The following is a 21,349-nucleotide window of genomic DNA, read 5'->3' as shown; positions in this document are numbered from 1 at the left end:
GCGCGTTGGCCCGGGCGGTTAGCCGACGATGGGCACGTTCTTCACCGTGCCCAGGTCCTTGACCTCGAACGTCATCGACTTCGTCCCCTCCGGCGGCGCCGGGAAGTAGACGAAGCCCCGCTGGGTGGCGCCCTCGGGGATCGTGGTGACCTGGTTCTGCACCCAGAACCGGTCGCTCACCCGCGTGCCGTAGTACCGCGCCTTGGTGCCCTCGTCGACCAGGGTGATCCCGCTGTAGGCGGCCCCGGCGGCGAACTCGTGGGCGAAAACCGCGCTGAACGGCTGCGGCACCGGCACGACGAAGGAGTCGTCGTTGTTCGTGATCGCGAACGGCGCCACGAGGAAGGCCCCGTCCCGGTAGAGGGGGTGGACGTCCAGGCGGAGGTCGCCCCGGGTGATGCTGCCCACCACCGGGCCCAGGTCGTTGCGGAGCGGCGCGGGCTCGGCCATGCCCCCGGGCTGCGTCGACGGCGACACGGTGGTCGTGACGTCCGGGGTCCGGTTCTTCACCTTGTACGAGATCTCCACCCGCCGGTTGCGGGCCCGCCCCTCCGGGTTGTCGGCGCCGTCCGGCGTGGTGTTCTTGGCGATCGGCTCGCTCTCGCCCTTGCCCGCGACCTCGTAGGTGTAGTCGTCGCCGAGCTCGCGCGCCAGGTGGTCCCGCACGACCTGCGCCCGCCGCACCGAGAGGTCCCGGTTGTAGGCGTCCTCGCCCTTGCTGTCGGTGTGGCCCTCGATGACGACCGGCGGCTTGGCCGGGTCGGCGCGCTCACGCGTCTCGCGCGCCACCTCGTCCAGCACCGCGGCCGCCTTCGGCGACAGCGTGGCCTTGTCGAAGGCGAACAACACGTCGGTACGCAGGGCGACGGTCTCCTCCTCGCCCTTCTGGGTGACCGAGCGCTCTGGACGCTCCACGTACTCCTGGATGTCGTCCGTGTAGGCCCAGTGGTCCCCGGTCGGGAGCATCACCGGCCACTGGAAGGGCGGGCCGCCCGGCTCCGGGGCGCCCTCCTGCCTCGGCTTGGCGACCGGCGCGGGCGCGCCGTCGGTGACCGGGATCCCGGTCAGCTCGCCGAGCCCCTCGGCGGCGATCACGGTGACCGTCTTGACGTCGGGCGGCAGCGGCGGGAAGTACACCTCGACCGGATAGCGCACGCCTTTGCGGAACGACTCGATGTTGCCGTACGCGTTCACGCTCCTGGTCCCGAACGCCTTCTCCTTGTCGCTCTCCCGCAAGGTGAAGTAGATCTTCTTGTTGACCGGGTCCACGAGCCAGAACTTGGCGAAGTCCGTGGGAATCACGACGGAGTACCCGAACTCCGGGGTCCGGTAATCGTGCGAGACGCTGACGATCTCCATCTTGAGCGCGGTCAGGTCGCGGTGGCGTTCGACGGCCTTGACCTCGAGATCGATCTCGGTCTGACCGACGACCCCCTTGCGGGTGAAGCCCCCGGGCGTGGCCGTCGCCGTCGTCGGCGGGGGTGACTGGGACGTCGGCTCCTTCGCCGCGGTGGGCGGCGGCGACTGCTGCTGGGCGGCGGCGCACCCGCTGAGCAGGGCGATGACGAGGCACAGCCGGTCGTGCCGGAAGCGCGCAAGGTGAAACCTCCCCGAGAAGATCAGCAATGCGCTCCGCCATCGTGGGAATGCCGGTTGCAATCCGCTGAAGAACGCCCAAAGGCATCGGAGCCGGCACTGTTTGACAACCAGTCGGTTATATTAATACTTGGTTATGTGACTGCCGAAAGCCTGGATGCCGTCTTCGCAGCGCTCGCCGACCCGACCCGCCGCGCGATCCTGGCGCGGCTCAAGTCAGGTGAGGCCACCGTGACGGAGTTGGCGGAGCCGTTCGCCATGACCCAGCCGGCGATCTCCAAGCACCTGAAGGTCCTGGAGCGGGCCGGGCTGATCTCCCGGGGCCGGGACCGGCAGCGGCGGCCCTGCCGTCTGGAGGCCGGCGCGCTCCAGGAGGCCACCGACTGGCTGGAGGACTACCGGGACCTCTGGGAGAGCCGCTACCGGAACCTCGACACCCTCCTCGACGAGCTGAAGGAAAGGGACAATCGTGAGCAGTGAAGCAGCCGACCGCTACCGGCGCCGGGCCGACGCGTTCGAACGCAAGGTCGTGTCGGTCCGCCCGGACCAGTGGTCGAACCCGTCGCCGTGCGAGAAGTGGACGGCCAGGGACGTCGTACGGCACATCGTGGACATGCACGAGGCGATGGTGCGGCCCTTCGGCCGTTCCCTGAGCCCGGCGCCGTCGGTGGACGACGACCCGGTGGCGGCCTTCCGCGCCGCCCGCGCGGACGTCGAGGCGATCCTGGCCGACCCGTCGCTCGCCGGCCAGGAGTGCGACACGCCCACCGGCAGGATGACGGCGGAGCAGCACATCGATCAGGTCGTCAGCGAGGACCTCCCGCTGCACGGCTGGGATCTCGCCAGGGCCACCTCCCAGGACGACACCATGGAGCCGGAGGACGTCGAGCGGGCCTGGGCGGCCATGCGGGCGCTCCCCGGCGAGCTGCTGGAGAAGTTCCGCACGCCGGGCGCGTTCGGGCCGGGGATCGAGGTGTTCGGCCCGGAGGTGAAGGTCGAGGATGACGCCCCCGCCCAGGACAAGCTGCTGGCCTTCATCGGCAGGGATCCGCGGTGGCGGCCGTGACCACGTCGGTGACGGTGGCGACGCCGTCGGATCGCGCGATCGTCATGACGCGGTCGTTCGACGCGCCCCGCCGCCTGGTCTTCGCCGCGTGGACCCGGCCGGAGCTGATCGCCCGCTGGTACGGCGCGAAGGGCTGGGACATCGTCGAGGCCCGGATCGACCTGCGGGTGGGCGGCGCCTGGCGGTTCGTCTGGCATGGTCCCGGCGGCGCCACCATGGCCTCGGGCGGCCTCTACCGCGAGATCGCCGACCCGTCGCGGCTTTCCTACACCGAGTCGTTCGACGACCACTGGTATCCCGGCGAGTCGCTGGTCAGCCACGACTTCAACGAGCAGGACGGCACGACCACGCTCACCACGACCCACCTGTTCGCCTCGAGGCAGGTGCGTGACCTGGTGATCGCCTCCCCCATGGCCCGCGGCGTCGCCGAGGGATACGAGCGGCTCGACGCCGTGCTGACCGAGAAGGGAATCTCATGAGATACATGCTGATGCAGTTCGGCGACGAGTCCGCCCTGAGCACCAGGTCTCAGGAATGGGTCCAGCAGATGATCAAGTTCATGATCGAGTTCACCGCCGGGCTGAGGGAGTCCGGTGAGCTGGTGGCTGAGGAGGGGCTGGTGCTCGCGCCGAACGCGAAGGTCGTCAGTTTGGAGGACGGCGCGGTGACCACGCGGGACGGCACGATCGCCGAGCCCGCCCAGTCGCTGGCCGGGTGGTGGCTGGTGGACGTCGCCGACGAGGCGCGAGCGCTCGAGCTCGCCCGTCAGATCGTCGCCGGCGCGGGCGAGCCCGTGGAGGTGCGCCGCTGCCACGAACTCCCGTCTCCGGGCTGAGACCGGCGGCGGGTCAGGTCGTCAAGTGGACGCTGATCTGCTCGCCGTACTCCTGGAAACCCAGGGCTCGGGCGACTCGTCGTGACGCCTCCGGGCGTGCTCTCCACTGCGGCAGCAAACCCTTGCCCAGCGCGTGCGCCACCGCCGCCGAGGCCACCATACGAGCCAGCCCACGCCCCCGATGCCCCGAAGCGGTCAGGACGGAAAGGTGCGCCGCCGTGTCCAGCCACGTCCGATGGCCGGACGCGGCGATCACCTCACGCCCTTCCCGAAGCACGAAGACCGGCGAGTCGACCTCCTCCAGGCCGCACTCGGCGGCGTCCCGTTCGTCCACCGAGGCGATCAGGGCCAGGACGTCCGGATGTCCCGCAGGAAGGATCTCGACCTCGCCATGGGCGGCGACGAAGTCGTCGTCATCGAGGTACGCCAGCGCAGCCGGCCCCAAGACCTCCCGCACCGGCAGCCGCCGCGCCAGCCGGGCGAGATCGAGGTCGAGGTGCCGGAGCAGCGCCCCGCGCAACGGCTCGACCATGCCCGGCTCGGGCACGGTGGCCAGGAGCGCGCCGTCCAGGGCGACGATGCCGGCCCATCCCGGCGGGCACATCCACGAGCCGGGCGAGGCGACGACGCTCGCCTCGCCGCGCTCGGGGAACACGACGGGGACCCGCGCCAGGTCCGCCCACAACCGACGGGCCCGATCCAAGGAGCTCCGCGACACCCACCCAGGATCCTCGGCCGACCGCGGCCATGACCAACCGTTTACGTGACGATCTAGAGTGCACGGAATGGACGACACATCGACGCCGCGTCTGTCCGCCTACAGCGCGGTGGCCACCTCCCTCGCCCTCCACAGCGATCAGGAGGTGTCCGAGCTGATCGACAAGGCGACTCCGCTCGGCTCGGGCATCGGCGGGAGGTCGGCGCTGCTGGAGGTCGCCGGGACACAGGTCTTCGTGAAACGGGTGCCCGTCACCGAACGGGAGCTCCTGCCGGAGAACGTCCGATCCACGGCGGACGTCTTCGGCCTCCCGTCCTCATTCCACTACGGCATCGGCAGCCCGGGATTCGGCGCCTGGCGGGAGCTGGCGGCGCACGTCATGACCACGAACTGGGTGCTCGCCGGCCAGTACTCCGGCTTCCCCCTGATGTACCACTGGCGGGTGCTGCCGGACACCGCGCCGCCGCTCCCGCCGGAGCTGGCCGACGTGAACGGAGCCGTCGCGTACTGGGGAGGCGGCCCGGAGATCCGCGACCGCATCGAGGCACGCCGCCGCTCCCCCGCCAGCCTCGTCCTGTTCCTGGAACACTTCCCGCACAACCTCTTCGAGTGGCTGGGCCCGCAGTTGCGGGCAGCCGGCGAGGCCGCGGGTGCGGTCTGCGATCTTGTGGAAGGGGAGCTGGAGGCGGGAGTCTCCTTCATGAACGCCCAGGGTCTGCTGCACTTCGACGCCCACTTCGAGAACATCCTCACCGACGGCCGCCGCCTCTACTTCACCGACTTCGGCCTGGCGCTCTCATCACGCTTCGCCCTGTCATCGGAGCAGTCGGACTTCTACGACCGCCACCGCACCTACGACCGTTGCTACACGAGCACGCACCTGGTGCACCGGCTGGCGTCCGAGCTGTACCCCGGCCTCGGCTGGGACGACCGCGTCGCGCTCATCGGCGACTGGGCCGCGGGCGCGCCCCCGACGGGAGTCCCGGAGGCCATCGCGGCGATCTTCGCCCGCCACAGCCCGCCGGCCGCGCTGATGACCGCCTTCTACACCAAGCTCCGGCACGAGAGCAGGCTTACGCCGTATCCGCTGGAGGAGATCCGAAAGCTCCGGCTCACGTGTACGGCGTGAGTGACGCCGCACGCCACAATCGGAGGCATGGGAGATCGCATCGAGATCGCCGGCTACGACCCGGCCTGGCCGAGGGAGTTCGCCGCGTTGGGCAGGACGCTACGCGAGGCGCTCGGCGACGTCGCGGTGCGGATCGACCACATCGGCTCGACATCCGTCCCCGGCCTGGCCGCCAAGCCGGTGCTCGACGTGCAGATCTCCGTGCGCTCGTTCGAGCCGCTGGAGGCCTTCAAGGCGCCGCTGGAAGCCCTCGGCCTGGTGCATCGGGCGGACAACCCGGAGCTGACCAAGCGCTACTTCCGCGAGGCCCCGGGAAGCCGCCGAACCCACGTCCACGTGCGCGAGCTCGGCAGCTTCTCCCAGCAGCTTCCCTTGTTGTTCCGCGACTACCTGCGTGCCCACCCCGCCGCAGCCGACGAGTTCGCGAGTGCGAAGCGGCGGTGTGCGGCGGAGTTCGGCGACGAGCGGCAAAAGTATGTCGCGGCCAAAGAGCCGTACGTCTGGGAGATCCTGCGCCAGGCGGACACCTGGGCCCAGAGCGTCGGCTGGAGGCCGGGCCCGAGCGACGCCTAGCCCCCGAGCAGCGGCGTCGCGGTCAGTGTCTATACGGGCGTGTGCATGTGGCGCGTCAGCGCATGCTCCACCAAGGTGATCAAGGTCCCCTTGACGGACTCGCGCTGCCGCGCGTCCAACCGCACGATCGGGATGTGGCCGCCGATCGACAGCGCCTCGCGGATCTCCTCCTCGTCGTGCGCGAACTGCCCGTCCCAGCCGTTCACCCCGATCACGAACGGCAGTTTCGCCTCTTCGAAGTAGTCGATGGCGGGGAAGCTGTCGGCCAGGCGGCGGGTGTCGACGAGGACGACGGCCCCGATGGCGCCGCGTACCAGGTCGTCCCACATGAACCAGAAGCGGTGCTGTCCGGGCGTGCCGAACAGGTACAGGATCAGGTCACGGTCGAGCGAGACGCGGCCGAAGTCCATGGCGACGGTCGTGGTCGTCTTGTTCGGCGTGAGGGAGACGTCGTCCACGCCCGCGGACGCGTCCGTCATGACGGCTTCCGTGGTCAGCGGGAGGATCTCCGAGACCGCACCCACGAACGTCGTCTTCCCCACGCCGAAGCCCCCGGCCACGACGATCTTCGTCGAGGTGAGGCCGGGGCTAGAGCCTGCGAAGTCCACTGAGCACCCTTTCGAGCAAGTTCAGGTCCGGCTTTCCGGCGTCCAGCGCAGGCTGGTGCACACGGATCAGGCCCTCCGACGCCATATCGGCGATCAGCACCCGGACCACGCCTAGGGGCTGCTTTAAAAGGGCGGAGATCTCAGCAACCGACCGGACGTTCCGAGTCAGTTGGATGATCGCCTGATACTCCGGACTGAGTAGTGAGATGTCTTGGTATTCCGACGTCACGGAGGACACCAGTGCCTCCATGGCGAACTTCATCCGCGGCGCGGTGCGCCCCCCGGTCACGGCATAGGGCCGTACCAGGGAGCTCTGCTTCTGCGGACGGGGAGCCGCCGGATGCGGCGGAGTGCTATCACCAGCCCAACCCTGACCTGTCACCATGATCTCCTGTCACCCGCACCCGCCTAGCGGGGGCGTGCCGCTTGCAGCTCTGCGCGTACGGCCGGAGTGAGCACCTGCCCCGCCCGCTCGACCAGCAGGGTCATCTGGTAGGCCACCAGACCCATGTCACAGTCGGGGGCAGCCAGGACCGCCAAACAGGATCCATCACTGATGGACATGATCATAAGGAGTCCGCGTTGCATTTCGATGACGGTCTGCGTGACCATACCGCCTTCGAAGACCCGCGCGGCGCCCTGGGTCAAGCTGATCACACCAGAGGCGACCGCCGCGAGCTGGTCGGCCCTGTCCTTGGGGAAGCCCTCGGAGAACGCCAGTGGCAAGCCGTCGGACGACACCACGACCGTGTGCGCGACGCCTGGCACATTGTTCACGAAGTCCGTGATCAGCCAGCTAATACCGCGCGCTCCCTGGCTCATTTCTCTCATTTGTCCTCCTCATTCTCTTCTCCGCGGGTGAACGCTCGGCCCTGGCGGACACCCTGCTGGAAGCTGGAGAGCCGGCTGCGCAGCCGCTCAGGCGAGATCTGCGGCGCCGGTGACATGGGCTGGGGCTCGGCCAGGCTGGCCGTGCCTGGCACCAGGTTGGCCTTGGGGACGCGGCGGGGCAGGCCCGAGGCGGTCGTGCCGCCCTGCGCGGGCTGCGCCGCGGCCTGCGCGGCCTGGAAGCCGGAGTCCGCTGGCGAGGACCAGGACGCGCTCACACCCGACGCCCCGGGCGTGCGCTGCGGTAGCGGCGACTTGCCTGGGGTTCCTCCGGCGGGCTGAGCCGGGAGCGGATCGGCGGGCACGGCCGGATGCACCGCGGTGGTCTCCTCCTCGGAGGGGGGCTCCGGCTCGAGACGCTGCTTCAGGACCTCCGGGTCCGGCCGGCGGAACCAGTCGGAGCCGACCGACGAGAAGATCGGCAGGAACTCCTCGCCCTGATCCTCCATGGGAGAGTTGCGCACCGCGGGGAGCGGCCCGGTCATGTCCTGCGACGCATAGTCGCCCCGCCCGAACGGCCCGTAGTCGGAGTGGCCGTTCTGGTCGAACCTGTCGGCGGGCTTGGGCTCCTCCGCGAAGTCCGCGAACGGCGAGCGCCGGTCGGAGCCGAACGCCGACTGCGGCGGGTCCACCGACTCGAACAGCGACCTGCGCGGCAGAGGGTCGGCGAAGGACGCCCACCGGGACGGCTCCTCCTGGTCCTTCGGCGGCTCCGTGGCGAACGACGGCCAGCGCGGCTCTTCCTCCTGCAGGGGCGGCGGCTGCTCGGCGAACGACGGCCACCGGTTGTCCGCGAACGACTGAGGCTGCGCCGGCGCGGGCGGGGGCTCCTCCGCGAACGACGGCCACCGGTTGTCCTCGGCGAACCAGCGGTGCTCCTCCTGCGGCCGCGCGCCGGGCGCCGGCGGCTCCTCGGCGAAGGACGGCCAGCGCGGCTCCTCCGCCACCCCGCCGGCGGGCGGCTGCTCACCGAACATCGCCGGTTGCTGCTCGCCAAAAGCCGGCTGATCACCGAAGGAGGGGTGATCGCCGAAGGACGGGTGATCCCCGAAGGACGGCCAGTTGCCGGTCCCCGGCGCGGGGACCGAGCCCGGCCACTCGGTGTTGACCACCTGCTCGGCCGGATCCACGGGCCGCCCGTGGCGCGGGCCCGACCCGTTCGCCGACGGCTCGCCGAACATGCTGGGGTCGAACGAGGTGAACGCCTCGTACTGCCCACCCTGCTGGGGCACCCCGGCCCCGGTGGTGAGGAGCACGTCGGGCAGCATGACCAGCGCGCTCAGGCCGCCCGTCTCGCGCTGGCTGAGCTGGACCCTGATGCCGTGCCGCAGGGCCAGCCGGCCGACCACGAACAGGCCCATGCGCCGCGCCACGGACACGTCCACGACCGGCGGGTTGGCCAGCCGCCAGTTCGCCTCCGCCAGCTCCTCCTGGCTCATGCCGATGCCCAGGTCGTTGATCGCCACCAGCACTCCGCCCTCGGCGGGCGTGCTGGTGACCGTGACCTTGCTCTCGCGCGGGGAGAACGAGATCGCGTTCTCGATCAGCTCGGCGAGCAGGTGGACGGCGTCGGTGACGGCCGGGCCGAGGACCATCGTGCCGGACGGGATCTGGATCTGGACGCGCTCGTAGTTCTCGACCTCGGACAGCGAGGCACGGGCGATGTCGACCAGCGGCACCGGCTCGCTCCACCTGCGCGCGGCCTCCTGGCCGGCGAGGACCAGGAGGTTCTCGCTGTTGCGGCGCATACGGGTGGCGAGGTGGTCGAGGCGGAACAGGTTCGCGAGCCGCTGCTCGTCCTCCTCACCCTGCTCCAGACCCTCGATGAGCTGCAGCTGCCGCTCGACCAGCGTCTGGCTGCGGCGGGAGAGGTTGACGAACATGGCGTTGACGTTGGCCCGCAGCTTGGCCTCGTCGCCGGCCAGCCTGATCGCCTCGCGGTGGACCTCGTCGAACGCCTGGGCCACTTCACCGATCTCGTCACGCGAGTTGATGCCGACCGAGGGCACCTCGGGAATCTGCGCGTGCTCGCCGGACTCGCGCAGCACGCGGACGGTCTCGGGCAGCCGGGTGGTCGCGACCTGGAGCGCCTCGGCACGCAGCCTGCGCAGGGGGCGGACGAGCGAGCCGGCCACGCGGGTGGTGATGATCAGGACGAGGAGCAGCAGGACGAGGATCATCGCGCCGGAGATGATCGCGCTGCGCTGCTCGGCGTCGCTCAGGTCGCGGGTCCTGGACACGAACTCGGTCGCCAGGTCGTCCTCGGCCTCACGCATGGCGGTGGCGGTCACGGACATGCCGTCGTGCCAGAGGGCCAGGTCACGGTTGGTGGTGACGTCGAGGTCCCGGATCCGGTTGTACTCGCGCATCTGGGCCAGCGCGCGCTGCCGCATGGCGTCGACGCGGTCGATCGACCTTCCCCTGACGACCTGCCGGTACTCCTGCACATGCTGGGGGTCGGCGACCTGCTCGAAGGTGGCCTCCTCGGCCTGCTGCCTCTCCCAGGAACCCAGGAAGGCGGTGAGCGCCTCGTTGTCCAGCTGACGCTGGACGAGCGCGACGAGGAGGATGACCTGCTGGCGCGCGACCTCTTCCTTCATGCGCCCCAGCGCGCCGAGGGCGGCCGTGTCCCGCTGCAGGTGATCGTCCTTGATGCCGTCGCCCATGGAGGCGTCGATCGCCAGGAAGACGTCGATCATCCTGCTGTACGTGTTGATGGCCGCGCGCGGCGGCACGTTGCCCGCCACCACGGAGGCACGCAGGCTTTCGAGACCGTCGAGCCAGCGGCGGGCCTCGTCCACGCTTTCGCGGACGCGCTCCGAGTACGACTCGTCGATGTTGGACGCGGAGTTCAGCACCAGCGTCTTGACCTCGTCCGTGGCCTGTCGCTGAGTCTTCAGCTGGGCGAGGCGAGTGGCCCGGCGGTCGGCGGCGTACCACGCGGTGAGCGTGCGTTCCTTGGCGAGCTCGTGGTTGAGCCCGCCGACGCGCTGGACCAGCTCGGCCACCCGGGTCAGGCGCTGATACTCGGCGCTGGTGCCGATGGCATTGGCCAGCTGGATGCCGGCGAGCAGCACGCCCACCACGGTGGGGATGAGGATGAGCGCGACCAGCCTCGAGCGCACACGCCAGTTAGCCAGCCGGAATCTTCCGCCTGTGTACTCCCCAGACCGCTTGTGCCTGGGGTCTTTCGTCCTCACTGAGTCTCGCAACCTCTCGCCGGTACGTGCTCGAAAATCAGTCACGTGTGTGGCGCATGGGAGTTAGTCCGGCTGGGTAATTTGAGCACAACCCGTACCAGATAGGCCAGCCGAACATATCCCATCACACACGCCCAACGCATCACACCTGGGCGTATTTCGCCGTACACGATCTCAGGCGGGCCGGAAAGATTCCCGCTCGGCCGGTGCTGCGTGCTTCACCATGAGATGCCGCGTCACCGAGTACTCCAGAACCGCTTCCTGGCTCATGTCCTTGCCGAACCCACTGCCCTTCACCCCGCCGTGCGGCGCCTCGCTGGCGATGGGCAGATGGTCGTTCACCCAGGTCACCCCCACATCGAGCCGGTGGGAGACGCGCATCGCCCTGGACACCTCACGCGTCCACACCGAGGACGCCAGGCCGTAGGTTATGTCATTGGCCAACCGGACGGCGTCGTCCTCGCCGTCGAACGGCAGCGCGACCAGCACCGGGCCGAACAGCTCGCCCTGCACGATCTCACTTTCCTGTGAGACATCCGTCACCAGCGTGGGCGGGTAGAAGAACCCGGGCCCGTCGCCGGGGACGCCGCCGTGCAGCACCCGCCCGCCGGAGCGGGAGACGAAGCCGTGCACCCGCTCCCGGTGCGCGGCCGAGATCAGCGGCCCGATGTCCGTCGCCGGGTCCCAAGGGTCGCCGAAGGATATTTCGGCAAGAGTTGCCCGGAGCGCCTCCACCGCGTCGGCGAAGACCTCCCTGGCGACGTAGACGCGGGTGGCGGCGGTGCAGTCCTGCCCGGTGTTGTACGTCGCCCCCATGGCCACGCCCCGGGCCATCTCGGCCAGGTCGGCGTCCTCGAAGACCAGCGCCGGCGCCTTGCCGCCGAGCTCCAGGTGCACCCGCTTGAGCGTGGCGGCCGCGCCGGACATCACGGCCCGGCCGGTCCCCGTGGAGCCCGTGACGCTCACCATGTCGACGCCGGGGTCCGTGACCAGCGCCTGGCCGACCTCGGCGTCGCCCGTGACCGCCTGCACCAGCGCGGAAGGGGCGCCTGCCTTGGCGAACAGCTCGGCCAGCCGCAGCGTCGTGCGCGGCGTGTGCGGAGCCGGCTTGATCACCACGGCGTTGCCCGCGGCCACCGCCGGGCCGATCTTCCAGACGGCCATGACGAACGGGAAGTTCCACGGTGCGATCGACCCCACCACCCCGACGGGACGGCGCAGCATGACCGAGGTGTAGCCGGGGCTGAACACCCCGGCGCCCGAGCCATCCAGCGAACGGGCGGCACCGGCGAAGAAGCGCAGGTTGTCCACGGCGAACGGCAGCTCGCCGTCCCTGAACACCGCCGCCGGCTTGCCGGTCTCCTCCACTTCGAGCCTGGTCAGCTCCTCGGCGTCGGCCTCGACGAGGTCGGCCACCCGCAGCAGCAGCCGCGCGCGCTCGGCCGGGGTGGTCTGGGACCACTCCTCGTACGCGGCCCGCGCCGCCCGTACGGCCGACGCCACGCCTTCCACCGGCGTGTCCGGAATTTCGGCACACGGGAGCCCGGTGGCGGGGTTGATCAGTTCACGCATGGAATGTCATGTCCTCACTGGCCGAGCTGCTCGATCAGGTCGGCGGCCTTGCGCAGGCCGTCGCGGCGCCGGATCTCCTCGCCCGCGGCGGCGAGCCGCGCCCGCAGCTCGGTGTCGCCGAGCAGCCGCGCGATCGCGCCCGTCAGTTCCTCGTCGGTGAAGGAATAGGTCGAAAGTCTGACACCATAGCCCATTTCATCGACCCGCTGGGCGTTGTCGTACTGGTCCCAGAAGAGCGGCAGCAGGATCATCGGCTTGCCGAAGTGCAGCGACTCGGTGGTCGTGTTGTTGCCGCCATGGGTGATGACCAGGTCGCACTGCGGGATGATCTTGGTCTGCGGGAGGAACTCCGCGCCCCACATGTTGTCGGCGAGCTTGATCTCCTCGTGCAGCGGGCCCTTGGAGACGATGTACTGGTGCGGCGTGGTGGCCAGCACGTCGATCACCCGCTGCATGAGCTCCACGTCGGAGGAGCCGAGGGAGCCGAGCGAGAAGTAGATCAGCGAGCCGTCGTTGCGCTCGAAGGGCAGCGTGAACTCCTCGTCGGTCTCGCGGACCGAGGAGTCGAGCCGGTGCCAGCTCGGGCCGAGCGGGCGGGCGTCGGTGTAGTCGAGGATCTCCGGGTAGACGTAGAGGTTCAGGTCGCCCTGGTGGATGAAGTCGAGGTCGGGCAGCGGCTCGGTGCCCTGCTCGACACACCACTCATTGAAGGCGGTCCACAGCTCGCGGTGGGTGCGGTCGTACTCGGCGCGGAAGGCGTCCCACTCGGAGCGGTCGTCCGCGGGCAGGCCGGAGAAGACCGGCGCGATGTTCTCGCCGCGCACCTCCAGCGGGTTGCACGAGACGATGCGGACGAACTTCTTGCCGGCCGTCAGCAGCGCCGGGAACGTGATCACGTTGTCCTCGACGATCACGTCCGGGTTCACCCGCTCGATGATGGCCTTGAGCTGCGGCTCGCAGTATTTGGCGCCGTCGATCAGCTCGGCCCAGATGGGCGCGGTGACGGTCTCGAGCTGCTCCAGCGTGCTCTTGCGGTATTCGGGCGCGGTCTCCCTGATGAAGTCCTTCCAGAACTGGCCCGGGTCCTGCTCCTCGGCGTTCTCGGGCGGTGGCGCCAGATTGACGAGGTCCTCCTCGAAACCGAGCGCCTCCAGCTTGCCCTTCCACGACGCCTCCGCGGCGAAGACGACGCGGTGGCCGCGGCGGCGGAGGATGTCGCCGATGCCGATGGAGTTGTTGGTCGGGCCGTACGCGCTTTCCGGCATGAACAGGATCGTGAGAGACATCGAGACTCCGGGGGATCTCAGCGAGTTGAAGGGTAATTCAAAAACGTGTCTAGCGTGATGGTCAAGTAACGGGCACTATGGTCACGGTTAACTGAACGGTAATCGAACACATGAAGGTGGTGAGGGTGGCTAAGCGCAAGAGCCGGAGCGACCGCCGCCTCGACTTGATCGAGGCCGCACGCAAGGCCATCGTCCGCCACGGCGTCGACGGCGTACAGCTCTCGCACGTGGCCGAGGAAGCGGGCCTGACCTCCGGCGCCGTCCTCTACCACTACCCCGACCTCACGGAGCTGCTGGTCGAGGCCCAGCACGCCGGCATGGAGCGCTTCTACGAGCAGCGCGTGCGCCGGTTGGCCGACTTCACCGACCCGGCCGAGAAGCTGGTCGTCACGATCAGGTCGGGGCTGCCCACCGGGCCGCTCGACCCGGACGTGCGCCTGCTCAACGAGCTGGGCGGGGCCGCCGGACGCAACCGCGTCTACGGCGTCCTGCTCACCTCGCTCTACGACCGCCAGGTGTCGATGTACCAGGCGATCCTGGACACGGGGGCCGCGCTGGGCGTGTTCCGGCTGAGCTCCGACTCGTTGACGATCGCGCGCAACCTGGTGGCCCTGGAGGACGCCTACGGCTACCGCATCACGGCCAGGCACCCGGTGATCGGACCGGACGAGGCCGTCGAACTGATCCTGTCGTACGCCCGCGTCGCCACGGGCCACGACCTGACGCTCTGACGCATTCGTCATCGATCGACCGCCATGATGACCGCGTCCTTGGCGTTCCAGCGCACCTTCACCTTGGCGCCGGCCTGCACCGACGCCGCCCCCTGCACGGCCGCCAGCACCGGCTTGGGATGATCGGGGACGTCCACGGAGATGTGCGACACACCGCCGTAGAAGCTGACGTCCAGGACGCTGCCCGCCAGGCCCCTGGCGGCGTTCTCGTCGGCGAGCTCGACGTTTTCCGGGCGTACCGCCAGAAGAGCCGCAGAGTCCGCCTCCAGCTCTGTGAGAGGCGTGCCGGGCAACATGCCGAACTTCTCGCTCCTGAGCGCCTCCAGGCCGCTCGCGACGCCGTGGAAGAGGTTGTTGGCGCCGACGAAGTCGGCCACGAACGGCGACCTCGGCCGCTCGTAGAGCGCGACGGGCTCGTCGACCTGGCACACCCGGCCGCTGTCGAAGACCGCGATGCGGTCGGCCAGCGACATGGCCTCCTCCTGGTCGTGGGTGACGACCACGAACGTGATGCCGACCTCGTGCTGCAGCCGCTTGAGCTCCAGCTGCATGTCGGCGCGCACCTTCTTGTCCAGCGCCGACAGCGGCTCGTCGAGCAGCAGCAGGCGGGGCCGCTTGACGATGGAACGCGCCAGGGCGACCCGCTGCCGCTGACCGCCCGACAGCTGTGCGGGCTTGCGTGAGGCGTGCTGCGACAACCCGACGGTCTCCAGCACCTCGCCGACGCGCTGCTTGATCTCCTGGCGGGGCAGCCGCTCCCGCTCCAGCCCGTACGCCACGTTCTTGGCCACGGTCATGTGGGGGAACAACGCGTACGACTGGAACATGAGGCTGATCGGCCGCCGGTTCGGCGCCTTGGACAACAGGTCCTCGCCGTCGAGCGTCACCCTGCCGCTGTCGGGCGTCTCGAACCCGGCGACGATGCGCAGCAGCGTGGTCTTGCCGCAGCCGGAGGGCCCCAGCAGCGCGAAGAACTCGCCCTGCTCGATCTGCAACGAGACGTCGTCGAGCGCGGTGACGTTCCCGAACCTGCGGGTGACGCCGTCAATCTTGAGCACGTGACTCCCCGATCTTGGTCAGTCGCTGCCCGGCGATCACCGCCGTGAAGCTCACCAGGAGCAGGATCGCGGCCAGCGCGTTGATCTTCGGGGTCACCCCGAAACGGATCATTGAGTAGATGACGATCGGCAGCGTCGGCTCGGCGTTCCCGATCGTGAAGAAGGCGATCACGAACTCGTCCAGCGACAGCGTGAACGCCAGCAGCGCCCCCGCGACGATGCCCGGCGTGAGCTGCGGCAGCGTGATCCGCACGAACGTGGACACCGGCCCGGCGCCCAGATCGCGCGAGGCCTCCTCCAGCGAGGAGTCGGCGCCGACGAGCCTGGTGCGCACCACCGCCGCGACGAACGCCATCGAGAACAGCGCGTGCGACAGCATCACCGAGTACAGGCCGAGCGTCATCTGGATCAGGCCGTAGAAGAGCAGCAGCCCGATGGCCAGGACCAGGTCGGGCAGCACGGCGGGCATCAGCGCGAGCGCGTCCAGGGCCTTCGACCTGGTGTGCCGGACCAGGCCGACGGCCAGCAGGGTGCCGAGCACGGTGGCGATCGCCGTCGAGCCCGCCGCCACGATCAGGGTGTTGACCACGCCGGTCTGGACCCGCTCGTCGGCGGCCAGCTCGCCGTACCACTTGAGGCTGAACCCCTCGTAGGTGTAGGCCGACTTGCCGGAGTTGAACGACATGACGACCAGCACGACGATCGGAAGGTAGAGGAAGACGTACGTGGCCCAGAAGGGGACGTACAGGATCTTGGACCTACGCACGGCGGGCCGCCCATGCCTGTGCGAGCAGCAGCACCACGAGCACCGCGATGAGCGCCAGCGTCACCGTCGAGGCGAACGGCCAGTCGCGCGCCTTCAGGAACTCGTTGCGGATCACGTTGCCGGCCATCAGCGTCTTGCTGCCGCCGAGCAGCTCCGGAATGACGAAGTTGCCGAAGCTGGGCACGAAGACGAACATGCTCCCGGTCAGAACGCCCGGCAGCGTGAGCGGCAGCGTCACCTTGCGGAACGTGGTGAACCCGGAGGCCCCGAGGTTGGCCGACGCCTCGCGCAGCTGCGGGTCGAGCCGCTCGATGGCGGCGTACAACGGCAGCACCATCAGCGGCAGGTACGAGTAGAGCAGGCCGACCACGATCGTGCTCTCTTTGTAGAGCAGCTCCAGCTCGGTGCCGAGCACCGAGTTCACCAGGCCGGGCCCGCTGAGCAGGATGATCCAGGCGTAGATCCGGATGATGAAGTTCGTCCAGAACGGCAGCACGACCGCCACCAGCGCGACGGTCTTCCACTTCCTGGGCAGCTGGGCGATCAGGTAGGCCGTGGGATAGCCGAGCAGCAGCGCGAGCACCGTCGTGAGCGCCGCGATCTTCAGCGATCCGCCGAGCACGTCCAGGTAGAGCGGGTCGACCAGGCGGGCGAAGTTCTCGGTCGTGAACTCGTACACCACGCCGCCGAAGCGCCCGCGCCGGAACACCGTGTAGCTCAGCACCAGCGCCAGCGGCACCAGCAGCAGCACGACCAGGTACGTCAGCCCGGGCGAGAGCAAGACGAACGCGCCCAGCCGGCGCCCGATGGATCGGGACGCCGGCCGGGTCTTGACCTCAGACTTCACCGCGACTACGACTGCGTGACTTCGCTCGACAGACGGGTGTACTTGGTCGACGACGGGCCCAGGTCGACGATCACCTCACCGTTGAGCAGCTCGGCGGGCTTGATGCCGAGCAGCGAGCCCTCGGGCACCTGCACCCGCTCCATGGCGGCCTTGTTGGGCACCTTGTAGTTGATGTTCTCGGCGGCCCAGCTGTGGATCTCGGGGTCGAGGATGAAGTTGATCAGGGCGTGCGCCGCCTCCTTGTTCTTGGAGGACTTCATGATCACCATGGTGTCCACCCAGAGGTCGCTGCCCTCCTTCGGGAGCGCGAACTTGATGTTCTTCTCCGAGGTGGGGCACCAGCCGTCCCAGGCCTCCACCATGACGGCCTCGCCGGACTTCAGCAGGTCGCCGAACGTGGTGTCGTCGTACTTGAGCAGGTGCGGCTTGGCGGCCAGCAGCAGCTCCCTGGCCTTGGCGATCTCCTTGTCGTCGTCGGTGTTGACCGAGTAGCCGAGCGACTTGAGCGCGGGCAGGGCCAGCCAGCGCTCGGTGGTCATCATGGTGACCTTCTTGTCGGCCCAGGCCGGGGGCTTGAGGATGGCGTTCCAGCTCTTGGGGACTTCCTCGTCCTTCACCAGGTCCGTGCGGTAGCAGATGCCGGTGGTGCCCCAGGTGTAGGGCACGGAGTACTTGTTGCCCTTGTCGTAGGCGAGCTGAGTGGCCTCCGGGTAGAGGTTGGCCAGGTTGGGGATCAGCTCGGGGTGGATCGGCTCGAGCAGGCCCTGCTCGTTGAGCGCCTGGGCGTACTGGCCGGACACGAACGCCACGTCGATGCCGCTGTCGCCGGGGGCGGTGAGCTTGGTCATCGCCTCCTCGTTGGTGGCGTGCAGGGTGATCCTCATGTCCTTGACCTTGAGCTTCTCCTTGACCTTCTGGGGAAGCTCCTTGGGCGTGTAGCCGTCCCAAACCGTGATCTGGAGCTCTTGCTGCGTCAGGTCCGCGTTTGGCTTGAGTTCGTCGGCCTGCGCCGCGGTCGTGCCTTGTGAGCTGGTCGACGACTCACCGCCGCACGCCGCGACGGCGAGCGCGAGGCCGGCCGCCGCGACGGCGGCCGGAAGACGACGGGTGAACCGGGTACGGGACACGGCCGCTACTCCTTCTGAATGTGCGATGTACGAGGGGTCGCGCGACCTTACCGGACACAGCAGACCAGACCAGGAGTGTTGCAGCAGAAATCAACATGAGCAAGACTTTTGCCTACATTGCTACCAGGAAGTTCGCTCTTCGTGTTGAATTGGCCTTCAATTGCTCAGCGATTGATCTCTCAGGGTGAGAAACCCCTTACCGCCCGGGACCGCGGGCTCACCGCCGCCCTCTTGAGGGTGTTGTCGGAGGGGGAGGTGCCGCCGCCGTTCGCCGTACGCCGCTTCCTCCCGTTGCCCAGCCTCTCGTACGGCCTCGCGGACCATGACACCGGGGTCCCGGCTGAGCGCGATTTCGGCGCCCACGTGGATCAGACCAACTACTCGGTCGTGGTGGCCGAGAAGATCGTCGTGAAGTGGCTGACCCCGCCGCAGCCCCTCCCCCATCCCACCCCGGAGCTCCTCGCCCACCTCGTTGAGGCAGGCTTCAACGACACGGCTCCTCCTTACGCGGCCCTGACAGGGCCGGTGGACGGCCGCGAGTGCCTCCTGGCGCTGATCACCGGCTACCTGCCGGAGGCGCGGGACGGCTGGGAGTGGTGCGTCGACGAGGCCGTGGCCGGCCGCACCGCCTTCGCCACCGCCCTCGGCCACCTCGCCGCCGACCTCCACCTCGCCCTCTCCACCTTCCCCACCCCAGCCCGATCGACGTCCCCCGACACCGACACATCCACACTGGCGGCGTCCCCGGGCGTCGAGGCATCCGCACTGGCGGCGCCCCCCGGCGTCGACACACCCGCCCGAGCGGGGTCCCCCGGCGCCGGTACGGCGAGCACCGACACGGCCGCATCCGGCGCAACGAGGACGGCGCCCAAGTCGGCAGGGCCAGGCGACGCGGCGGAGCCCGACGGTGCGATGGCGGAGGCGGTCAGGGCGGAGGCGGCGCTCGGCGAGGCGCTCGCGCTCACGGACGGCGAGGACGGACGCTGGCTGGCCGACCACGCCGACCAGCTCAGACACGAACTCATCCCCCTGGACGCCCCCATCACCACACCGCGGATCAGGATCCACGGCGACCTCCACGTGGGCCAGATCCTCCAATGGCAGGACGGCTACGCGGTCATCGACTTCGACGGCAACCCCACCGTCACGGACGCCGACCCGTACCAGCCCGCCGCCAGGGACGTGGCCCAGCTGACGACGAGCCTGGAGCACGTGGCCCAGGTGGCGATCAAGAGAAGGTCCACCCCACCACACAAGGCGGCGAGTTGGGCGGCCGAGGCCCGCAAAGCGCTCCTGACCGCGTACAAGGCCCGCCTGGCGGCGAGGAACCGCCAGGACCTCCTGGACGAGACCTTGATCCGCCCGTTCGAGATCGAACAGGAGTGCCGCGAGCTGATCTACGCCGCCCGCCACCTCCCCCGCTGGCGCTATGCCCCCATGGGCGTCCTGCGCACCTGGTACCCCGAGGAGAACATCACGTGAATTCCGAGCTCTACCTCTCCGACCTGGAGTCCAAGCCGGACGCCCTGGCGACCCTGGCCGACGCCCTGACGGCGGAGGACCCGTTCGAGAAGCTCCCCGAGCACCCGGATCGGATCCTGTTCCTCGGCATGGGCAGCTCCCGGTACGCCGCCGGAGTGGCCGCCCTGCGCCTGCGCGCCGCCGGCGTCGACGCGTACGCCGACTACGCCTCCGCCGCGGCCACCTACCCGGCCGACCCCGGCACCCTGGTCGTCCCGATCTCGGCCACGGGCGGCAGCCGGGAGACCCTGGACGCCGTCGCACGCTACGCGGGCGGCCCGGCCTTCGTGGCCGCGCTCACGAACGCGCCCGGATCGCCCCTCACCGAGGGAGCCGACGCCGTGATCCCGATGCGGGCGGGCGAGGAGCGCGGCGGCGTGGCCTGCCGGACGTTCCAGCACACACTGGCGCTCCTCCTGGCCCTGGAGAGCCGCCTCACCGGCGCGGATCGCGACGTCCCGGCCCTCGTCAGGCGGAGCGCAGAGGCCACGGCGGACCTCCTTGACCGCAGGGACGAGTGGCTCCCCCTGGTCATGGAGCTCCTGGACGGCCCCCACGGCGTGTACGCGGTCGCCCCCGCCGAGCGCCTGTCGTCGGCGGAGCAGTCGGCGCTCATGGTGCGGGAGGGCCCGCGCCGCCCCGCCGACGCCTGCGAGACGGGCGACTGGGCCCACGTGGACGTGTACCTGACCAAGACCCTCGACTACCGCGCCCTGCTCTTCCCGGGATCCCGCTACGACGCCCAGGCCATGGACTGGGTACGCGAGCGCGGCTCCACCGTGGTAGCCGTGGGCGCGGAGGTGAAGGACGCCGCGGCCGCCGTCCGGTACGTCCACGACGGCGATCCGGACGTGGCCCTGCTGACCGAGACGCTGGTGGCGGAGCTGGTGGCCGCGTACTGGTGGAGTCAGTGAGCGCGGGCGGCGAGCGCGTGCTCCACGAGCGTGATCAGCGTGTTCTTGACCGCCTGCCGTTCCCGGGCGTCCGTCCGGACGATCGGCACGTGCGGCGAGAGCGTGAGCGCCTCCCGCACCTCGCTCTCGACGTGCGGGAACTGGCCGTCCCAGCCGTTCAGGCCGACGATGAAGGGGATCCCCGAGTCCTCGAAGTAGTCGACGGCGGGGAAGCTGTCGGCCAGCCGCAGCGAGTCGACGAGCACGACGGCCCCGATGGCCCCGCGGACGAGGTCGTCCCACATGAACCAGAAGCGGTGCTGTCCGGGCGTGCCGAACAGGTAGAGGATCAGATCGCTGTCGAGCGAGAGCCGCCCGAAGTCCATCGCCACCGTGGTGGTGGTCTTGCCCGGCGTGTGCCCGAGGTCGTCGATGCCCTGAGATGCCTCGGTCATCACCGCTTCGGTGGTCAGCGGCATGATCTCCGACACCGAGCCCACGAACGTGGTCTTCCCCACGCCGAACCCACCGGCCACGACGATCTTCGTGGAGGTGAGCCGGCTAGAGCCTGCGAAGTCCACTCAAAACCCTTTCGAGCAGGCCCCTGTCCGGCAGGCCTGCCTCCAACTGCGGCTGGTAAACCCTGACCAGCCCGTCCGCCTCCATGTCGGCGACCAGGACCCGCGCCACGCCGAGCGGGACGCCCAGCAGCGCGGAGATCTCCGCCACGGATCTCACCTGACGACACAGCTCGCTGATCGCACGGTATTCGCGGGCGTAGGTCGGGCCGAGCTGTGCCGAGGTGGCCGACGATACCAGCGCCTCCATCGCGAGGTTGGTGCGCGGCGTGGTCCTGCCGCCCGTGACGGCGTACATCCGGACCAACGAGCTGCGCTCGGGCTCCGCCTCGCCGTTGTGCCACGATGCCACGTCTG

Annotated in this window: 23 protein-coding genes; 9 read left to right on the top strand and 14 right to left on the bottom strand. The window is 69.4% G+C overall.

What is annotated here, in order from left to right; genetic code table 11:
• Positions 1-18 precede the first annotated feature (18 nt).
• Positions 19-1,626 (bottom strand): OmpA family protein, encoded by a 1,608-nt coding sequence (locus ID574_RS21805; protein ID WP_188190767.1) that lies wholly within the window; start codon positions 1,624-1,626, stop codon positions 19-21.
• A 108-nt stretch (positions 1,627-1,734) separates the two neighbouring features.
• Between ID574_RS21805 and ID574_RS21800 the strand changes: the two genes are divergently transcribed.
• Genes ID574_RS21800 through ID574_RS21785 form a run of 4 tightly spaced genes read left to right on the top strand, consistent with a single transcriptional unit; the run spans position 1,735 to position 3,497 of the window.
• Positions 1,735-2,076 (top strand): ArsR/SmtB family transcription factor, encoded by a 342-nt coding sequence (locus tag ID574_RS21800; protein ID WP_188190766.1) that lies wholly within the window; start codon positions 1,735-1,737, stop codon positions 2,074-2,076.
• On the top strand, positions 2,066-2,662 hold the full coding sequence (locus ID574_RS21795; protein WP_188190765.1) for a TIGR03086 family metal-binding protein: 597 nt from the start codon (positions 2,066-2,068) through the stop codon (positions 2,660-2,662). The genes ID574_RS21800 and ID574_RS21795 overlap by 11 nt, the downstream gene beginning before the upstream one ends.
• Positions 2,650-3,141 carry an SRPBCC family protein gene (locus tag ID574_RS21790; RefSeq protein ID WP_223166933.1) on the top strand — a complete coding sequence of 164 codons (492 nt, stop codon included), beginning with the start codon at positions 2,650-2,652 and terminating at the stop codon, positions 3,139-3,141. The genes ID574_RS21795 and ID574_RS21790 overlap by 13 nt, the downstream gene beginning before the upstream one ends.
• Positions 3,138-3,497 carry a YciI family protein gene (locus ID574_RS21785; protein ID WP_188190764.1) on the top strand — a complete coding sequence of 120 codons (360 nt, stop codon included), beginning with the start codon at positions 3,138-3,140 and terminating at the stop codon, positions 3,495-3,497. Before ID574_RS21790 ends, ID574_RS21785 begins: the two co-directional genes overlap by 4 nt.
• Positions 3,498-3,510: 13 nt before the next feature.
• Here ID574_RS21785 and ID574_RS21780 read toward each other — a convergent pair whose 3' ends face one another.
• On the bottom strand, positions 3,511-4,200 hold the full coding sequence (locus ID574_RS21780; RefSeq protein WP_223166932.1) for a GNAT family N-acetyltransferase: 690 nt from the start codon (positions 4,198-4,200) through the stop codon (positions 3,511-3,513).
• Positions 4,201-4,282: 82 nt separating this feature from the next.
• On the opposite strand from ID574_RS21780, the gene ID574_RS21775 reads away from it, so the two are divergent.
• Positions 4,283-5,344: a protein kinase family protein gene (locus ID574_RS21775; RefSeq protein WP_188190762.1), complete on the top strand. Its 1,062-nt coding sequence runs from the start codon at positions 4,283-4,285 to the stop codon at positions 5,342-5,344.
• A gap of 27 nt (positions 5,345-5,371) precedes the next feature.
• Entirely contained in the window at positions 5,372-5,917 is a 546-nt protein-coding gene (locus ID574_RS21770) for a GrpB family protein (RefSeq protein ID WP_188190761.1), read from the top strand.
• A 29-nt stretch (positions 5,918-5,946) separates the two neighbouring features.
• Here the strand turns inward: ID574_RS21770 and ID574_RS21765 are convergent, their stop codons facing one another.
• The 6 genes from ID574_RS21765 to ID574_RS21740 all read right to left on the bottom strand — a co-directional run bounded on the left by ID574_RS21765 (position 5,947) and on the right by ID574_RS21740 (position 13,471).
• Positions 5,947-6,525, bottom strand: coding sequence for a GTP-binding protein (locus tag ID574_RS21765; RefSeq protein ID WP_188190760.1), 579 nt, complete (start codon positions 6,523-6,525; stop codon positions 5,947-5,949).
• On the bottom strand, positions 6,506-6,910 hold the full coding sequence (locus ID574_RS21760; protein WP_223166931.1) for a DUF742 domain-containing protein: 405 nt from the start codon (positions 6,908-6,910) through the stop codon (positions 6,506-6,508). Before ID574_RS21760 ends, ID574_RS21765 begins: the two co-directional genes overlap by 20 nt.
• A 23-nt stretch (positions 6,911-6,933) precedes the next feature.
• Positions 6,934-7,356 (bottom strand): roadblock/LC7 domain-containing protein, encoded by a 423-nt coding sequence (locus tag ID574_RS21755; RefSeq protein ID WP_090935862.1) that lies wholly within the window; start codon positions 7,354-7,356, stop codon positions 6,934-6,936.
• Entirely contained in the window at positions 7,353-10,538 is a 3,186-nt protein-coding gene (locus tag ID574_RS21750; RefSeq protein WP_188190759.1) for a sensor histidine kinase, read from the bottom strand. Before ID574_RS21750 ends, ID574_RS21755 begins: the two co-directional genes overlap by 4 nt.
• Positions 10,539-10,787: 249 nt before the next feature.
• The gene (locus tag ID574_RS21745) at positions 10,788-12,185 is read right to left on the bottom strand and encodes an aminobutyraldehyde dehydrogenase (protein WP_188190758.1); all 1,398 of its coding nucleotides are present in this window, start codon (positions 12,183-12,185) and stop codon (positions 10,788-10,790) included.
• 14 nt (positions 12,186-12,199) lie between these two features.
• Positions 12,200-13,471 carry a glycosyltransferase gene (locus tag ID574_RS21740; RefSeq protein ID WP_188190757.1) on the bottom strand — a complete coding sequence of 424 codons (1,272 nt, stop codon included), beginning with the start codon at positions 13,469-13,471 and terminating at the stop codon, positions 12,200-12,202.
• Between the two features lie 125 nt (positions 13,472-13,596).
• Here ID574_RS21740 and ID574_RS21735 point away from each other — a divergent pair, with 125 nt between their 5' ends.
• Positions 13,597-14,202: a TetR/AcrR family transcriptional regulator gene (locus ID574_RS21735; protein WP_223166930.1), complete on the top strand. Its 606-nt coding sequence runs from the start codon at positions 13,597-13,599 to the stop codon at positions 14,200-14,202.
• 8 nt (positions 14,203-14,210) lie between these two features.
• Here ID574_RS21735 and ID574_RS21730 read toward each other — a convergent pair whose 3' ends face one another.
• Genes ID574_RS21730 through ID574_RS21715 form a run of 4 tightly spaced genes read right to left on the bottom strand, consistent with a single transcriptional unit; the run spans position 14,211 to position 18,000 of the window.
• The gene (locus tag ID574_RS21730) at positions 14,211-15,260 is read right to left on the bottom strand and encodes an ABC transporter ATP-binding protein (RefSeq protein WP_188190755.1); all 1,050 of its coding nucleotides are present in this window, start codon (positions 15,258-15,260) and stop codon (positions 14,211-14,213) included.
• On the bottom strand, positions 15,247-16,026 hold the full coding sequence (locus ID574_RS21725) for an ABC transporter permease (protein ID WP_188190754.1): 780 nt from the start codon (positions 16,024-16,026) through the stop codon (positions 15,247-15,249). The genes ID574_RS21730 and ID574_RS21725 overlap by 14 nt, the downstream gene beginning before the upstream one ends.
• Positions 16,019-16,873, bottom strand: coding sequence for an ABC transporter permease (locus tag ID574_RS21720; protein ID WP_223166929.1), 855 nt, complete (start codon positions 16,871-16,873; stop codon positions 16,019-16,021). The genes ID574_RS21725 and ID574_RS21720 overlap by 8 nt, the downstream gene beginning before the upstream one ends.
• Positions 16,874-16,878: 5 nt before the next feature.
• Positions 16,879-18,000, bottom strand: a complete 1,122-nt coding sequence (locus ID574_RS21715; protein ID WP_188190753.1) for a polyamine ABC transporter substrate-binding protein — start codon at positions 17,998-18,000, stop codon at positions 16,879-16,881.
• A gap of 231 nt (positions 18,001-18,231) precedes the next feature.
• Between ID574_RS21715 and ID574_RS21710 the strand changes: the two genes are divergently transcribed.
• Together ID574_RS21710 and ID574_RS21705 are read left to right on the top strand one after the other, a co-directional pair.
• Complete coding sequence (locus ID574_RS21710) at positions 18,232-19,482, top strand: hypothetical protein (protein WP_188190752.1); 1,251 nt, start codon at positions 18,232-18,234, stop codon at positions 19,480-19,482.
• Positions 19,479-20,435: an SIS domain-containing protein gene (locus ID574_RS21705; protein WP_188190751.1), complete on the top strand. Its 957-nt coding sequence runs from the start codon at positions 19,479-19,481 to the stop codon at positions 20,433-20,435. Before ID574_RS21710 ends, ID574_RS21705 begins: the two co-directional genes overlap by 4 nt.
• On the opposite strand, the gene ID574_RS21700 is transcribed toward ID574_RS21705, so the two are convergent.
• On the bottom strand, positions 20,429-20,995 hold the full coding sequence (locus ID574_RS21700) for a GTP-binding protein (RefSeq protein ID WP_188190750.1): 567 nt from the start codon (positions 20,993-20,995) through the stop codon (positions 20,429-20,431). The two genes, ID574_RS21705 and ID574_RS21700, sit on opposite strands and share 7 nt — an antisense overlap.
• Positions 20,976-21,290: a DUF742 domain-containing protein gene (locus ID574_RS21695; protein WP_262496034.1), complete on the bottom strand. Its 315-nt coding sequence runs from the start codon at positions 21,288-21,290 to the stop codon at positions 20,976-20,978. Before ID574_RS21695 ends, ID574_RS21700 begins: the two co-directional genes overlap by 20 nt.
• Between the last annotated feature and the right edge of the window lie 59 nt (positions 21,291-21,349).

It is taken from the genome of Nonomuraea sp. SYSU D8015 (genome assembly GCF_008065375.1).
Classification (GTDB): domain Bacteria; phylum Actinomycetota; class Actinomycetes; order Streptosporangiales; family Streptosporangiaceae; genus Nonomuraea.
Note: the sequence above shows the minus strand (reverse complement) of the source record. Positions and strands in the feature narration are given on the sequence as shown.

Bases quoted from the DNA above. Each gene is read 5' to 3' on its own strand.
- ID574_RS21775 (WP_188190762.1), top strand. From the start codon at position 4,283: ATGGACGACACATCGACGCCGCGTCTGTCCGCCTACAGCGCGGTGGCC.
- ID574_RS21695 (WP_262496034.1), bottom strand. From the start codon at position 21,290: ATGTACGCCGTCACGGGCGGCAGGACCACGCCGCGCACCAACCTCGCG.
- ID574_RS21755 (WP_090935862.1), bottom strand. From the start codon at position 7,356: ATGAGAGAAATGAGCCAGGGAGCGCGCGGTATTAGCTGGCTGATCACG.
- ID574_RS21770 (WP_188190761.1), top strand. From the start codon at position 5,372: ATGGGAGATCGCATCGAGATCGCCGGCTACGACCCGGCCTGGCCGAGG.
- ID574_RS21740 (WP_188190757.1), bottom strand. From the start codon at position 13,471: ATGTCTCTCACGATCCTGTTCATGCCGGAAAGCGCGTACGGCCCGACC.
- ID574_RS21760 (WP_223166931.1), bottom strand. From the start codon at position 6,910: ATGGTGACAGGTCAGGGTTGGGCTGGTGATAGCACTCCGCCGCATCCG.
- ID574_RS21745 (WP_188190758.1), bottom strand. From the start codon at position 12,185: ATGCGTGAACTGATCAACCCCGCCACCGGGCTCCCGTGTGCCGAAATT.
- ID574_RS21785 (WP_188190764.1), top strand. From the start codon at position 3,138: ATGAGATACATGCTGATGCAGTTCGGCGACGAGTCCGCCCTGAGCACC.